This is a genomic window from Ktedonobacter sp. SOSP1-85 (genome assembly GCF_016587415.1).
GTDB lineage: Bacteria > Chloroflexota > Ktedonobacteria > Ktedonobacterales > Ktedonobacteraceae > Ktedonobacter.
On the sequence record NZ_BNJI01000002.1, the window covers coordinates 2,126,390 to 2,140,551 of the forward strand.

Annotated in this window: 13 protein-coding genes and 1 pseudogene; 7 read left to right on the forward strand and 7 right to left on the reverse strand. The window is 53.9% G+C overall.

Features of this window, described 5'->3' with window-relative positions:
* Nucleotides 1-48 precede the first annotated feature (48 nt).
* Entirely contained in the window at nucleotides 49-291 is a 243-nt protein-coding gene (locus KTE_RS37470) for a ferredoxin (protein WP_201390823.1), read from the forward strand.
* Nucleotides 288-1,289, forward strand: a pseudogene (locus KTE_RS37475) (NAD(P)/FAD-dependent oxidoreductase); the annotation flags it as partial. The gene KTE_RS37470 and the pseudogene KTE_RS37475, both read left to right, overlap by 4 nt.
* On the opposite strand, the gene KTE_RS37480 reads toward KTE_RS37475, so the two are convergent.
* Both KTE_RS37480 and KTE_RS37485 read right to left on the reverse strand, forming a co-directional pair.
* The gene (locus KTE_RS37480) at nucleotides 1,234-2,325 is read right to left on the reverse strand and encodes an LLM class flavin-dependent oxidoreductase (protein ID WP_201390825.1); all 1,092 of its coding nucleotides are present in this window, start codon (nucleotides 2,323-2,325) and stop codon (nucleotides 1,234-1,236) included. The pseudogene KTE_RS37475 and the gene KTE_RS37480 overlap by 56 nt on opposite strands.
* A gap of 11 nt (nucleotides 2,326-2,336) precedes the next feature.
* Nucleotides 2,337-2,870 (reverse strand): DoxX family protein, encoded by a 534-nt coding sequence (locus KTE_RS37485; protein WP_201390827.1) that lies wholly within the window; start codon nucleotides 2,868-2,870, stop codon nucleotides 2,337-2,339.
* Nucleotides 2,871-3,091: 221 nt separating this feature from the next.
* On the opposite strand from KTE_RS37485, the gene KTE_RS37490 reads away from it, so the two are divergent.
* The 3 genes from KTE_RS37490 (at nucleotide 3,092) to KTE_RS37500 (ending at nucleotide 5,937) form a co-directional block, all read left to right on the forward strand.
* Complete coding sequence (locus tag KTE_RS37490; protein WP_201390829.1) at nucleotides 3,092-3,511, forward strand: helix-turn-helix domain-containing protein; 420 nt, start codon at nucleotides 3,092-3,094, stop codon at nucleotides 3,509-3,511.
* 146 nt (nucleotides 3,512-3,657) lie between these two features.
* Nucleotides 3,658-3,918, forward strand: a complete 261-nt coding sequence (locus KTE_RS37495; protein WP_201390831.1) for a hypothetical protein — start codon at nucleotides 3,658-3,660, stop codon at nucleotides 3,916-3,918.
* A gap of 414 nt (nucleotides 3,919-4,332) precedes the next feature.
* On the forward strand, nucleotides 4,333-5,937 hold the full coding sequence (locus KTE_RS37500; protein WP_201390833.1) for a UxaA family hydrolase: 1,605 nt from the start codon (nucleotides 4,333-4,335) through the stop codon (nucleotides 5,935-5,937).
* Between the two features lie 13 nt (nucleotides 5,938-5,950).
* Here KTE_RS37500 and KTE_RS37505 read toward each other — a convergent pair whose 3' ends face one another.
* A complete protein-coding gene (locus KTE_RS37505; RefSeq protein ID WP_201390835.1) occupies nucleotides 5,951-7,153 on the reverse strand; it encodes an RNA-guided endonuclease TnpB family protein in 1,203 nt (400 codons plus the stop codon).
* The gene (gene tnpA / locus KTE_RS37510) at nucleotides 7,146-7,544 is read right to left on the reverse strand and encodes an IS200/IS605 family transposase (RefSeq protein WP_201390837.1); all 399 of its coding nucleotides are present in this window, start codon (nucleotides 7,542-7,544) and stop codon (nucleotides 7,146-7,148) included. The genes KTE_RS37505 and tnpA overlap by 8 nt, the downstream gene beginning before the upstream one ends.
* A gap of 447 nt (nucleotides 7,545-7,991) precedes the next feature.
* Here tnpA and KTE_RS37515 point away from each other — a divergent pair, with 447 nt between their 5' ends.
* Together KTE_RS37515 and KTE_RS37520 are read left to right on the forward strand one after the other, a co-directional pair.
* Nucleotides 7,992-8,789: an inositol monophosphatase family protein gene (locus tag KTE_RS37515; RefSeq protein WP_201390839.1), complete on the forward strand. Its 798-nt coding sequence runs from the start codon at nucleotides 7,992-7,994 to the stop codon at nucleotides 8,787-8,789.
* Between the two features lie 200 nt (nucleotides 8,790-8,989).
* On the forward strand, nucleotides 8,990-9,862 hold the full coding sequence (locus KTE_RS37520; protein ID WP_201390841.1) for a TIGR03621 family F420-dependent LLM class oxidoreductase: 873 nt from the start codon (nucleotides 8,990-8,992) through the stop codon (nucleotides 9,860-9,862).
* Nucleotides 9,863-10,120: 258 nt separating this feature from the next.
* Here KTE_RS37520 and KTE_RS37525 read toward each other — a convergent pair whose 3' ends face one another.
* Genes KTE_RS37525 through KTE_RS50140 form a run of 3 tightly spaced genes read right to left on the reverse strand, consistent with a single transcriptional unit; the run spans nucleotide 10,121 to nucleotide 14,142 of the window.
* The gene (locus tag KTE_RS37525; protein ID WP_201390843.1) at nucleotides 10,121-12,055 is read right to left on the reverse strand and encodes an ABC transporter ATP-binding protein; all 1,935 of its coding nucleotides are present in this window, start codon (nucleotides 12,053-12,055) and stop codon (nucleotides 10,121-10,123) included.
* Between the two features lie 35 nt (nucleotides 12,056-12,090).
* Nucleotides 12,091-13,080 carry a TauD/TfdA family dioxygenase gene (locus tag KTE_RS37530; protein ID WP_201390845.1) on the reverse strand — a complete coding sequence of 330 codons (990 nt, stop codon included), beginning with the start codon at nucleotides 13,078-13,080 and terminating at the stop codon, nucleotides 12,091-12,093.
* Between the two features lie 24 nt (nucleotides 13,081-13,104).
* Entirely contained in the window at nucleotides 13,105-14,142 is a 1,038-nt protein-coding gene (locus KTE_RS50140; protein ID WP_374226862.1) for a thioesterase domain-containing protein, read from the reverse strand.
* Nucleotides 14,143-14,162 lie beyond the last annotated feature (20 nt).

A 14,162-nucleotide genomic window follows, 5' to 3' on the forward strand; every position in this document is an offset into this window, starting at 1 on the left:
CGTCGATAGAGGTGGACGAGAGAAGAAATGGTATGAAGGAGTGTTCACATGAGGATTGTGGTGGATCTGACCCGGTGTCAGAGTTATGGACAGTGCGTCTTTGCTGCCCCGACCGTCTTTCGGTTTCACGGCGAGGAAATCCTTGAATATGATTATACCCCGGATGATGCGTTGCGGGAGCAGGTCAGGCAGGCAGCCGCCGCGTGTCCGGTTCAGGCCATCATGCTTGATTACCAGGATGCGTTCCCTGAGGCGGAAAAGCCATTGGAGCAGGTTGGAGGGAAGGCATGACAGGCCACTCATCAACCAGTTTCTCCAATGGGAGAGTGGTGATCGTCGGTGCCTCTCTGGCTGGTCTGCGCGCCGCAGAGACCTTGCGCTCAGAAGGGCTTACTGGTCATCTGACCCTGATTGGCGACGAGCCCTACGAACCCTATGATCGCCCTCCGTTGTCCAAGACCGTCCAGATGGGATGGATTTCGGAGGAGCATACCACCTTACCCCGACAACGCGATATTGCCGCCGAATGGTTGCTGGGTGTCCCGGCGACTGCACTCGATGTGTCGAACAGGCAAGTGCGGCTCTCCGATGGGCGCCAGGTCGCCTTCGATCGCTTGCTGATCGCCACAGGCACACGCGCCCGCCCCTGGCCCGACTCACAGCAGGCGGCTCTCGATGGGGTCTTTACGGTGCGCACGCGTGACGATGCGGCTCGACTCCGCGCACGCCTGGCAGCCGGTCCCAAACGCGTCCTGGTCATCGGTGCAGGTTTTACCGGCTCTGAGGTAGCCTCTGTCTGCCGTGAACTCGGCCTGGAGGTGACAGTCACCGAACGCAGCGCCACACCGTTGGCAGGTGCCCTCGGCCAGGCAGCCGGGACCTTTGCCGCGGCTTTACAGCGCCAGCACGGCGTGGATCTGCGTTGCAACACCACCGTCATGGCCCTGGAAGGTGATACCTAGAACAAGCTGTGTCGTGCCCGGCTCTCTGATGGTGACGAACTGGATGTGGAGGTGGCCGTGGTGGCTCTTGGCTCTCTGCGCAATACCGAGTGGTTACGAGGCGCCGGACTCGCTGCCGATGCACGCGGCGTCGTCTGTGATGCGTCCTGCCGCGCCTTCGACGCAGACGGGGTGGTCACCGATGACATCTTCGTGGCAGGCGATGTGGCCCGCTGGCCTCATCCACTCTATGATGGGCAACTCCTGGTGGTCGAGCACTGGAGCAACGCCGTCACCCAGGCTGAGACCGCAGCCCACAACATGCTGGCCAGTTCGGCGACCCACCGCGCATGTAGGTTGATTTGACGCGGGCATAGGTGACGTCCCCCGGCTCAATTACGGCATCGGCCAGGAGCGCGGGCACATGGTCGTAGTTGATCCCCGTGTGCCGCCTGGCCCGCACGGCAGCGCGGCGCCTCTCAGGTTCTGAGAACGCCTCGGGTAACTCACGCGCTACCGCTTCGCGCAAGGCCGGAACAACCTCGTGGGCGAACTGTTCCAGCGTCTTCAGATCATCCGACGCAAGAATAAAGGTGCCGATACCGTTGTTAGCAACAAGTGGGAGAAGGTCATCGACCCACTGATTGCTCGGCCCATCGAGAAATCCACCGCGCTCGGGCGAGAATTTTCCTGAGATGTTTACCAGCCGGCGAATCTCACGCGGGTCTCTTCCTGCTTCGCGAGCAGCCTCGTCGATGATCGTATTTGCGGACTGGAGTTCGCCGGGTTGCAGGTACTCAATCGAAGGTAGCCAGCCGTCGGCCTTCTGCCCGATCAGCCGCAGCATGCGCGGTTTGGTGGCTCCCAGCCAGATCGGGATGTCATGGGCCGGCAATGGCCCTCGTTGCGTCCCCTTGAGATGGTAGAAGTCGCCATCGAAGTGTAGTGGTCTGCCGTTGCCACCGTCCCACACGCCGCGGATAATATCGATGGCTTCACTCAACGCAGCAACCGCTTCACCCGGTGTCAGCCGCTGCCCACCCATTGCCTCAATCGCGTCCCAGAATGCTCCGGCACCAAGCGCGAGGTCCAGCCGACCAGCGGAGAGCTGGTCCAGGCTCGCCGCAGAGCGCGCGAGGACCGCAGGTGAGCGCAGGGGCACGTTGAGGACATTCGCGGCGAGGTGAATACGCTCGGTCTGACCGGCAACCCATGACAGGAGCGTCCAGGTATCAAGAAACGCCGGCTGGTAGGGATGATCTTGAAATGTAACGAGGTCATAGCCGAGTGCTTCGCTGTGCCTCGCCAACTCAACGACCGTCTCTGGCGCTTTACTCAGCGGCGTGATGAATGTCCCAAATTTCAGTGAGTGACCGTAGTTCATAGCGAAGATCCTCAGGAAGCGCTGGATGGACGCTCAGGCTGGACACTTGCGCTGGCGCGGGAAGTGAGCATGATTCCAATGAGATCGACCAGCAGGGCCGCGCCTGCCAACACACCAAACACGGGTACTTCTGGCAGGGCGATGCTCAAGAGGGTATCCAGCGCATAGCTCCCAGGCCCGATGAGGCCGATGGTCAGGCTGGCAGTCGCCAGTACCAAGGTATATTCATAGCCGCCTTTTTGGAGGAAAAAGCCGTTTTTCCAGTGCGTCCTGGCCGCCATGACCATCGCGCCGAACATGCCCGCAGCTCCCAATGGTGTCAGGAAGCCGAACGCAAAGGAGAGGCCGCCGCCAAGTTCTCCGACAATAGCCAGGGCGACCCAGAACCACGCTGGCTGATATCCCTGCTTCTCAAAGCCCTGACGCAGTCGAACAGGACCGGAGCCTCCAAACCAGCCAAAGAGTTTTTGCGCTCCATGCCCCGCCATTGTAAGTCCGATGACGATGCGAAAGAGCAGGAGCGCGCTATTCATGGTGACTGTCATATCGTTTCTTTCTTTCTAGCACTGTAGTACATAGAGATCTGATGGAGAGCCATGGCAGACTTCTGTGTCTCGCTTCTCGCGTGTTTGCAGCCAGGCGAAAAGAGTGAAGCAGAAAGATTTCGCTTTCCATCTAACTTTCCTTACGAAACTAATGTTAAGTTAGAAACTAGAATTTGTCAAGGAACTTGTTTTCTGAAGAAAAAGAGAGTATACTTGTCCCTATGAAAGAATCCGAAGCGAAGCATCCAACCGATACGCATCAAGCCTGTGGAAAGACTCCTTTAGGAAGGGCTATCCATCTGCTGGGTGATAGCTGGGTATTGCTGATCGTCATGAACCTGTTGCAAGGTCCTCTGCGTTTTAACATGTTACGTGCGACGCTGGGGCACATCAGTTCCAAGACGCTTGCCAGCCGTCTCAGGCTCCTGGAAGAGTTGGGATTTGTGCAACGGCAGGCTTTCCTGGAGATCCCTCCACGGGTCGAGTACCATCTCACCGAAAAAGGCCGAGAGTTGGGTGACGTGATTGCCGCCCTTGAGCGGTTTGGCAACAAGCATCTTTCTGATTCGGTTGTCTCACCAACGTGTGAGGAGTGCATCGCTCTCGATGGGGAGGCTACCGCTGTTAAAGACGTTAGGTAGCCGGGGCATCTTCATTTGAGAGGGCAAGTCTCTCACCAGCATACAGCTATGCCTTGCTGAAGGTGGTGAACTGAGCAACTCCTCAATACCCCAATCAAACTCCTTCGATGCTGCTCCTCCTGCCTTCCTAGCAGGACCGCCTCGATGTGCTCGGCAATCCAGCCATCCCCCCGACGCGCAGGCCTTTTCTCGCGAACCAGAAAGGGGTTCGCCTTTGTCTGGATTTGGCACCAGGACCAGCGGGACACATCGGACAAATCATTGCCCTCGATTTCGACTCTGGAGATATTTGCCCTCCTGTCATTGCGACAAGTTGGCAGGCATTGTTGTCGGCGTTTGCTGATGATTTAGAAGCAGGGGGCTACTCTTTGTGGGAAAATAGTGCCGGGCAGATCTTTTTGTCTTAATAGCCCTATCAGATCTCCGCTTTCAAAGCCTCTTGACGTTATTGGAGGCGATTCCTTCTGCCCCAATGGGATGGTTCTCTTCCAAAATCATGAAGAGATCTGTTGTCCCAGAAGTTCTGTTTGTTCACAGCAAAAGTAGTCACAAACCCGCTGCCGAAGTTCACGGGCAGTCAATAATCGAGCAGGTTCGACAATCGCTCGCTTCCCATGGATCCACTTCGGCCCCCAGCCTGCCTTCCTGTTCGTCTTGACTGACGTTTGATTCTGTTTGCCCTCGCGGTCTAGGTGCTCAAATGTGGCGAGGAGCACACCCGTCGCATAGGTAGTCTCCCTCTCTTCTCGCACCGTGCCAACATGGAGATATGGTACATTTAAAGCAAGAATATACTCTCAAAGGAGCGAGGAGGAGAATGTATGGACAAGCGATCACAGCCGCGTTTGCAGATACAGGGAAGTGCTTTCTCTCATGACAAACCCATCGACCTCCAGGAGGCTGCTGTCCTCTTGCAGGCAGGCGATGATGTTGCTATTGCTCGCCTGCCATTGAGCAGGGGTCTTGTTCTGCGTTTGCCTGATGGCCGTTTGCTTGAGGTCGGGCAGCGTATCCAGGCAGGTCACAAACTGGCGTTGCGAGGGATTGCGCAGGGCCAGCCAGTGCTCCGCTATGGCTCGATCATCGGTTTTGCGACACAAACGATCGCAGCAGGCTCTCATGTGCATACACACAATCTCGCGGTGGGTACACTCCACCAACAGTATACGTATGGGAGCGAGCTACGCCTGGTCGACCCTGTCCCGCTTCACCAGCGGCGCACCTTTCTGGGCTATAAACGACCCGATGGCAGGGTTGGCACGCGCAACTACTTGGCACTGATTGGCACCGTCAACTGTTCCGCCAGTACGATCCGGGCTATCCAGAAGCGTTTTGGGCCAGAGATACTGTGCCGCTATCCTCAAATAGATGGAATCATCGGTCTAACCCATAAAAGTGGCTGTGCGATGGGACGCCAGGGGATCAACACGCTGCAGCGTGTGCTGGCAGGTATGGCCTCCCATCCAAATGTTGGCGCCTACCTGCTGGTGGGCCTGGGCTGCGAAAGTAATCAGATCCCTAACCTGATCAATGAGATGGGACTGAGTGCAGGGAGGCAGTGGAAGGAACCACTCTCGCTCACCCTTCAGGAGCATGAGGGCGTTGCGCAGACCGTTGAAGAGGGAGTGCGCCTGATCAGTGAATTGCTTCCACGGGTGAATGAAGTGCGACGTGAACCAGTTCCCATCTCCGAACTCACGCTGGCGCTTCAGTGTGGTGGGAGCGATGGTTGGAGCGGTGTGACGGCGAATCCTGCGTTGGGGTACTGTGCTGACGAATTGATCAGGCAGGGAGGGACCGCCGTCCTGAGCGAGACGCCTGAGATCTATGGGGCCGAACACGTGCTGTTACGACGTGCGCGTAGCCAGGAGGTGGGCGAAAAGCTGCTCGCGCGGTTACGCTGGTGGGAGCAGTATGTGGCAATCAACGACATGGAAATGGATAATAATCCCTCCCCTGGCAACAAACTTGGGGGCTTGACGACTATTTATGAGAAGTCACTGGGAGCGATTGCAAAAGGGGGTTCCTCACCATTGAATGCCGTGTACCAGTATGCCGAGTCAATTGCGGAACGTGGCCTGGTCGTCATGGATACGCCAGGATATGATCCTGTCTCCGTCACGGGCCAGGTCGCAGGAGGAGCAAACATTGTGGTCTTTACCACCGGCCGTGGCTCCTGCTTTGGCTTCAAACCTGCTCCCTCTATCAAGGTCGCGACGAACACTCCTCTGTATGAGAATATGCGCAATGATATGGATCTCAATGCTGGCGCCATTCTCGAGGGCGAGGGGGTGAGTGCGGAGGAGATCGGACGGCAGATTCTCGAGGAGGTGATTGCCGTGGCCAGTGGCAAAAAGAGTAAAAGTGAGGCCCAGGATATCGGTGAAGAAGAGTTCGCTCCCTGGATTCTGGGGGCAACCATGTGACGACTCCCCACGGCTACAAGCCGGGGGCTTCTGGAATGACTCGGCCTGCTCGTCCACAGGCTTGACGTGCATTTGCTAAGATATTGAGACTCCCATTGTGGTCGCGGTGGATGACCAGACCACACTGAGGGCACTCGTAGACCCGCACTGACAGCGGCATCGGTTGACGACGACCGCAAGCAGAACAGGTCTGGGATGTATACGCCGGGTTGACTTTCACGACCTGCCTCCCAGCTTCTTCCGCTGTGGCGAGCAAGCGCATGAAAAACTGTGACCACGACGCATCGGCGATCGATTTCGCAAGGCGCGGGTTTTTGACCATATTGCGTACGACGAGCGCTTCCACAGCAATGAAGCCAAAGCGGGCGACCAGTTTGCACACTTCTTGCTCAATGAAGTTTTTGCGTCGATTGGCAATCCGCTCGTGCGTGCGCGCAACAATTTTGCGTTTCTTTTCGCGCTCTTTGCTTCCCTTGGCAGCTTTGGAGAGTTTGCGTTGGGCGCGCGCCAGCCTTGCTTCGTCCTCGCGGAAAAAGCGGGGATTGGCTATCTCTTCCGCTGTGCTCAAGTAGGCAAAGGTTTTCAAGCCAACATCAATGCCGACTTCTTTCTCTGAAGGCGACATGTGGCTCTCCTGGGTCTGCTTCGGAGAGCGTTCCACCGTGATATTCACGAACCATTTGCCCGTCGGAGTGCGTTTGACAATCGCTGTCTTGGGGGTTCCTGTGATCGGGCGATGCAGAACCATTTTCACCTGACCGAGTTTTGCCAGTTCCAGCATTCCTCGGTTCTTCCGGCCCTGGGTATGGATCTTGAAGCTATTGCCACATTGTTTGAAGGTCAGCGAATGATAGCGAAAACGTGATTTAAAGCGGGGAAAGCCCGGTTTTTTCCCTTCTTCGACACGCTGAAAGAACGCGGCAAAGGCCAGATCCACTCGCTTTACCACATCCTGGAGCACCTGGGAGGGCACAAGAGCCAGATCTGGGCGAACTTCTTTGCAGCCGGGCAACTCGGCACATTGATCCTCATACGAGAGAGAACCCCCTGCGATGCGATAGGCGCTTTTGCGTTCATCGAGAGCCGCATTATAGACTTCACAGCAGAGCACCAGCCATGCTTCCAATGTTCGCTCTTGCTTGTGTGTCGGATACAGCCGGAATTGATAGGTTCTGGTCGGCTTTTTCTCTTTTGGTGGTTTCTCTCGCTTAGACATGCTTTTGTTGCTCAATATACTGCTTGATCAAGGAGAGGGGCGCTCCCCCAGTTGTTTCGACAAAATAGGAATTCGTCCACAAGCTCGGCAAGCGGCGTTTCAAGGCAGGAAATTCCTGTCGCAGAAACCGGGAGGAACGTCCTTTGATGAGCTTTATTAGGCGGTGAATGCCGAACTGAGGATCGACACTGACCAGCAGATGCACGTGATCGGGCATGATTTCCAGTTCTTCCACCTCGGCCTGGCATTCCTGACACACCTGGGCAATGATCTCTTTCAGGCGTGTTTCAATTGGCCCGATCAACACTTTTCGCCGATATTTCGGGCACCAGACCACGTGGTAGTGGCAACTATAATACACGTTATGTTTGCTCTTGTAGGTTTCACTCATCGTATACAGTATACAGCTAAGAGCTATTTGCTGTCAAGAGCATTTGTTCGCATTATCCATTTCCCTCCACGCCCTCGCCCCGAAAAAGGAACGCCGCTTTCATCCCCATGACTGAAGTTCAGGGGCTTTTAGTGGCGGTATGGGGTAAACACTCTGGCGATAAGGCAACGATAGAGTCCGCAAAATCTTTGATACGAGAGAGGCGAAAAGTCTTTTTCTACCATCTGGCGGCCTGGCCATGCTGATGATGTGCTTATCAAGCTCTCGCGCGACTTTGCCATTACAAGTGCCGAAGCGCTCCCGTCGGCCATCTACAACTGGAGGGCTAGAGAAGCGCTTCGAAGACACAACATCTCGACAAGTTGACAGACACAACCACAATGCTATACAACAAGAATGGTTATGCATTCAATCATGTATTTAACTAGAAGGATGAGCATATAACATATGGCGTCAACCACTTTTTTATCACTGTCAGAGGTACCCGCTCTCGTCAAAATTGCAGAGGAGGCTATTCACGAAGCTGGAAGTTATCTTCTGGAGCACCTGGGCCGAGCACAGGTACAGCACAGGAAGGCCTACAAAGATGACCTCTTGGACGTGGATCTCGGATCGGAGCGAATTATCCTCTCTGTGTTGCAAAAGGAAGCTCCCTCTATCGGTGTCCTTTCCGAAGAGGCTGGCGTTATTGGAAGGCAAGACCAGTACTGGACTATTGATCCAGTGGATGGTTCCGCCAATTTCCAACATGGGAGTCCTTCCTTTGGTATCGCTATTGCCTTGATTGCAAACCAGGAAACGGTAGGAGGCGTCATCTACCTTCCCACAAGGAATGAGTTATTTACAGCGATACGGGGTCAGGGAGCCTATCTCAATGGAGAAAAAATCAGCGTTTCACGAGCGGCTACCTTAGAGCATGCATTAGTCCATGTTGGGGATCTCTCCTCGTCTAGCGATCCCCGCGTTGTTGAAGAAGGATTGAGAGACTTCGCAGCGATAACTGCTCATGTACACCGAACACGCATCGTCGGTTCCATTGTCACCGAACTTGCAGATGTCGCCTGTGGTAGAGCAGATGCACTGGTAAGCCGTACCTCTAATCCATGGGATATTGAGGCTGGAAAACTCCTTGTTAGCGAAGCCGGAGGCAAGATCACAACCATCACAGATAACAGAATCAAGCCACTGTACCTCTACAGTAACGGCATCATTCACGACACATTTCAGAATCTCCTTGAGCAATAGAGTAGAGAACTGCATACTCTTGTGATTAGCTTGAACCGTGCTAGAAAGCCTCTAGCACGGTTCAAGCTAATCACAAGAGTATGCAGCAGGGAAGCTTCATGGTTGAACAAGAGGTTACTCTCAAAAACAGGCAAAACGCAAGAGTAAGAGCACTGATGCTATAATGGGAGAGGATCTATTCTCTTGAAAGAAGGGTGTTTATGGCGAAAAAAGCATTTCGTTTCGGGGTTGTCACTGGCGGTCACCCATCCCGTTCAGCGTGGATGACGCTGGCACAACGCGTAGAGGAACTGGGCTACTCCACTCTTCTCGTACCAGATGTTCTGGGGACACCGTTGGCAACGATTACTGCTCTTGCCGTGGCGGCCATCGCCACCACGTCACTGCGAGTCGGGAGCTATGTTTTTGTCAATGATTATCGCCATCCTGCCCTGCTGGCTAGAGAGATAGCGACGCTGGATCAACTCTCCGATGGTCGCGTAGAACTTGGACTGGGTGCGGGCAACTGGCCGCGAGACTACCAACAGCTCGGCATTCCATTTGACAAGGCTGGCACACGCGTCTCTCGTTTTGCGGAGGGGCTGTCCATCATCAAACAGTTCTTTACCACCGAAACCGTTGATTTCTCCGGCAAGTACTACACGGCAACAGCACTGCGCCCCGTTCCCAGACCGGTGCAGCAGCCACATCCTCCCATTCTTATCGGCAGCTCAGGTCGCCGCATGCTGACTCTTGCGGCGCGTGAGGCCAATATCATCATGCCAGTATCAGTTGATCCTACCGATGCACCGTTAGAGGAGAAGATCGGCTGGATACGAGAGGCCGCGGGTGAGCGCTTTGAGCATCTGGAGTTCAGCCGAAATGAATTTGGGATTGAATTAACTGACAATCCCATCACCGCTGGCCCCCTCACTCAGGGAGGGATACCAGTGCAATCACGCCCAATGACCACGGCGCAGGCAGTGGAGTATCTGCTGGAGCAGCGTGAGCGCCTGGGCATCTCTTATATTCAGATTCAGGAAAGGCAATCAGAGAACTTTGCTCCAGTGGTTGCTCACTTGAATGGCAAATAGTTTTCCAACGCTTTGCGTAGATGTGATTGGCGGCAGTCCACTGCCAGTTGGAGCGCTTTTTTGAACCTCCGGCCTGTAATGGCGTGGACGTGGCCGTTCAATGGTCAGTTTGGGAGCGACTGGATGGCTCAAGAGCTGAATCGCATACTTGCGTGCATTGCCAGTCGCTGCCACAAACTCGCCATGGATAACGCTTTTTAGTGCTGGTGATGCCTCTTTGTATCGAGGCGCAATAATGAGGTGAGCTTAAAAGCTGATTCAGGCATCTACTTTTTCAAGAACAAATTGTTTCTGATAGAGATCTGCATATAACTCGGATTTCGTTAGCAGCTCCTGGTGCGTTCCCTGGGCCACGATACTACCGTGGTCTAGCACGAGAATTAGATCTGCAGTCAGAATGGTCGAAAGACGATGGGCAATTGCCAGGGTGGTGTGATTCTTAATAAGTGGCTCTAATGCTGTTTGGATCAGGCGCTCAGAGTGGGTATCGAGGGAACTGGTCGCCTCGTCCAATATTAAGATGCGCGGATTCTTGAGCAGAATCCGAGCCAGGGCCAGACGCTGCTTTTCGCCGCCTGACAGGCGATAGCCACGCTCGCCCACCAGAGTATCATAACCATTGTCCAGTTCCAGGATACGCTCATGGATTGCTGCCGCCTTCGCCGCAGCGATCATCTCGTCTTCTGTCGCCTCTGGTCGTACATAGAGCAGATTCTCGCGTATTGTCATATGGAACAGGTACGTCTCCTGCGTGACGGTGCCTATAAGCGAGTTGAGCGAACTTAGCTCCACCTCTCGAATATCATGTCCATCGATTTCAATCACTCCATTATCGATGTCATATAATCTTGACATAAGATAGGTGATGGTTGTTTTTCCTGCGCCACTCGGTCCTACCAGCGCTACGAGCTGTCCTGGCTCAATGTGGAAGGAGATGTTCCTTAAGGTCGCCTGCTGAAAAGGCATTAGCGTTGGATCGTCATTTTCACCCTGGGCTACTGACTCCTCCTCGCTTGCTTCTTTTGTATCATCTTTTGCTATCAGTGGGCCAAATTGTGCATACTCATCATTTTTATACGCAAAGGAGACATTCCTAAAGCGTATCTCGCCTCGTACTTGCTCAGCAGGCAGCCGAAGCGCATTGGGAGCGTCCTGAATACTGTTAGGCAGATCGAGATATTCGAAGATGCGATCAAAAATCGCCAGCGAGCCTTGCAACTCCACCTGCATTGAGAGCAACCGCGAGAAGGGCGCGAAAAACATGCCTTGCAGATACATGAATGCAATCAGATTGCCAACGGTAATCGAGACAAGCTGTATTTTATTGATAATCAGAAAGCCCGCAATGATGTAAACCGCAATGGGCGAGAGGCTCAGAAAGGTATCCATAAACGAGAAGAAGACACGTCCCACTCTCTGCTGACGTATTCCCAGATTTGTCAACTGCTGATTGCCCTTTTCAAATTGTTCTTTGGCAAAGTCTTTGCGCCCATACGTTTTGATTAGTAGCACGCCACTAACTGAGAGAGTCTCCTGCATCAAGGCATTGAGTGATGCCAGACTCTGCTGAGTTGAGGTGTTTAAGCGCCGCCGCACATTGCCTACTTTATAGGTGATCCAGCCGAAAATGGGTAACAGCAGGAATGAGAAGATCGTCAAGAGTGGGCTAAGATAGAACATAGCCACAATCGTGCCAACTGTGTTGATGACGTTGGTCAATGAATTGACGAAGATATCAGTGACCGCGATCTGCGCCCCTGAGATATCATTCGAGAGGCGCGATTGAATCTCGCCAACGCGGGTTGAGGTAAAAAAGCGGAACGGTAGCTCTTGTAAGTGGAAATACAACCGGTTGCGCATATCACGCATCACATGTTGTCCCACAAAGCTACTTAGATATGTCTGCGCAATGCGGGTGAACGCGGTCATGCCGACAGAGATGGCCATAATCAACCCATAGAGCAGCAGGTGATTCATATCGTTATGTGCAATAGCATCGTCAAAGACCTTGGGCAGGAGAAGTGGAAAGACCAGGTCTCCCGCAGCCGTAAGGATAATGACGATGACGATCAGAATAATATGTATTCGGTAGGGGCGAAAGACGCGCCAGACGCGACGAAGCGTTTGAGGCTTCTCCGCTTGCTGGCTATCCGTATGCTTCTTCTTAGAGGCATTCACTGAAGATACTATCATGAGTCTCTATCCTTCATGTGCAGAGAAACACGGTGTTAGTCCTGGAGGTCGTTCAGGTTTAGCATGTTTCCCATCGAAACATAAATCTTGCGCTTCCCCTGGAAGGGGTTGCGGGCATGTGCCATGAGCATGTTGTCGAGGAGAAGAATGTCACCTTGCTGCCAGGGGAAGCTGACTTCAACCTTCTGGTAAGCCTGATTGATCGCCCCCATGACCTCATCTTCGATAACGCTGCCATCGCCATAGAGGCAATTTCGTGGCAGATCCTCGGGCTCAAAAACTGATAGCAGTGTCTCACGAACTTCTTCATCCAGGCAGGCAGGGTGCCAGTGCGGCGCTTGATTCCACCAGACAAGTTCGCGCGTCTGGGGGTGTTTGATAATGGCTGGACGAACCTGGCGTGTCCTTAGCTGATCGCCATCCTTCCACTCAAACTCAATGTTGTTTTTACGACACTGTGCCTCAACTTCCGCGCGCTCCGTTGTGCGAAAAACCTTCTGCCAGGGTAGCCCCAGCCCTTCGGCGTAGTTGCGTACATACATGATCTCTTTCTGGAGAAAGGTTTCTCGTATGGCTGGCTCGATAAGCTGGAAGACTTTCCGACTGTCCGCGATGGGGGTTTCGCCTCCCTGATCAGCAGGTTTGGCACAGTAGAAGAGGATGTTCTTCGGCCACTCGGCATTGAATGAGTTTTCATTGTGCCAGAGTAGTTTCTTCTCGGGCGCATAAAACACGGGTGTATAGAGATTCCCCTTGCCAACCTCTGGAGCCGGAACATGCTCGCCATTCTCGCTAAAGAGTACCGGGCAGATCAATGAGGCGAAACGCTCAAAATCGTCCGGTGTGGGAACTTGAAAATCCCGTAATAGAAGCGCACCATACGTAGAAAGCTCCTGCTCAAGCCAGGATAGGTGACTTTGGGCCCAATCACTGAGATCAAGTGTAGTCACCTTCGGACGTATCACCAGGGGAGACTGCCCCTGCTCAGAAAGGTATCCCGTTTGAATAAGTTGCTCTAATTGCATGTGTCTGGCTCTCTTTCTTTTATGCTATAAACATTGCTTTAGCTTGCTTGCTAACTCGCTGACATATGGTTCCTCGACGACTGTGAGATGGTTGCCTGAGACCAGGTCGAGATGGACGCCCTCAGTGGCTAAATTTTCCCAGCCTTTCACTACTCTGTCGGTGGCGGCGAAATCTTCAGGGCTCTGATCTTTGGTCTGCTCGTCTGTCTCCAGGACACGGAATAGCGTAATCGCACCTGCATAGGGCTGGGGGCGATAGCGCTCTCCCGCAGTGACGATTGCTTTCTGAATACGCCCAAAGAAGCGCACCTGTTCCATGCTCAAGTCGCGTGGAAGAACATCGCGTTGCTTGAGCTGTTCCCCAATATAGGCGAACTGTTCCGCAGGGTCATTTCGCTCTTCAAGCGCTTCGGGTAAGGTGATGCGATAGTGCCTCATGGCATATCTGGCCAGGGCCGCGTCGCTGAATCCTGCCTCCTCTTTTCGCCAGACCTGCTCATCAGGGCTGGGCAGATAGGTATCAATCAAGGCCAGGAGCGCGACATCATGACCCTGACTCCGCAGCTGTTGCGCCATCTCGTAGGCTACCAGACCTCCAGAAGACCAGCCGCCAAGCTGGTAGGGCCCCTGTGGCTGATGCTCCTGGATGGCTGCTACATAGTGGGCTGCAATGCCTTCGAGTGTATTGAATTCCTTCTCGTGCTCGTCGATATTGTGGATCTGCACACTATAAAATGGCCGCTCCGCTCCCATATACCGAGCTAGCTTTCTGTAGACAAAGGCACTCCCACCAGCAGGATGGATACAGAAAAAGGGAGTTTCGTCCCCATGCGGCTGGAGTGGTGCTACGAGGGGATAATGCTCGTATGCCTCCTGATCGCGTAAGAGCGTTGCCAAATCCGCCACGGTCTGGTGTTGGAAGAGCGCAGCCAGGGGCAGTTCTCTGCCGAGGGTCAGCTTGATTCGGGCCATTAAACTCGCTCCCAGAAGCGAGTTTCCTCCCAGGTCAAAGAAGTTGTCGATAACGCTCATAGGGCGTACATCTAGTAACTCTTCCCAGATCTGCCGTAGCTGATACTCTA

Excerpts from the sequence above, each read along its gene's own strand:
- KTE_RS37470 (WP_201390823.1), top strand. The coding sequence starts at position 49 with ATGAGGATTGTGGTGGATCTGACCCGGTGTCAGAGTTATGGACAGTGC.
- KTE_RS37485 (WP_201390827.1), bottom strand. The coding sequence starts at position 2,870 with ATGACAGTCACCATGAATAGCGCGCTCCTGCTCTTTCGCATCGTCATC.
- KTE_RS37525 (WP_201390843.1), bottom strand. The coding sequence starts at position 12,055 with ATGATAGTATCTTCAGTGAATGCCTCTAAGAAGAAGCATACGGATAGC.
- KTE_RS37490 (WP_201390829.1), top strand. The coding sequence starts at position 3,092 with ATGAAAGAATCCGAAGCGAAGCATCCAACCGATACGCATCAAGCCTGT.
- KTE_RS37515 (WP_201390839.1), top strand. The coding sequence starts at position 7,992 with ATGGCGTCAACCACTTTTTTATCACTGTCAGAGGTACCCGCTCTCGTC.
- tnpA (WP_201390837.1), bottom strand. The coding sequence starts at position 7,544 with ATGAGTGAAACCTACAAGAGCAAACATAACGTGTATTATAGTTGCCAC.
- KTE_RS37500 (WP_201390833.1), top strand. The coding sequence starts at position 4,333 with ATGGACAAGCGATCACAGCCGCGTTTGCAGATACAGGGAAGTGCTTTC.
- KTE_RS37480 (WP_201390825.1), bottom strand. The coding sequence starts at position 2,325 with ATGAACTACGGTCACTCACTGAAATTTGGGACATTCATCACGCCGCTG.
- KTE_RS37505 (WP_201390835.1), bottom strand. The coding sequence starts at position 7,153 with ATGTCTAAGCGAGAGAAACCACCAAAAGAGAAAAAGCCGACCAGAACC.
- KTE_RS37530 (WP_201390845.1), bottom strand. The coding sequence starts at position 13,080 with ATGCAATTAGAGCAACTTATTCAAACGGGATACCTTTCTGAGCAGGGG.
- KTE_RS37520 (WP_201390841.1), top strand. The coding sequence starts at position 8,990 with ATGGCGAAAAAAGCATTTCGTTTCGGGGTTGTCACTGGCGGTCACCCA.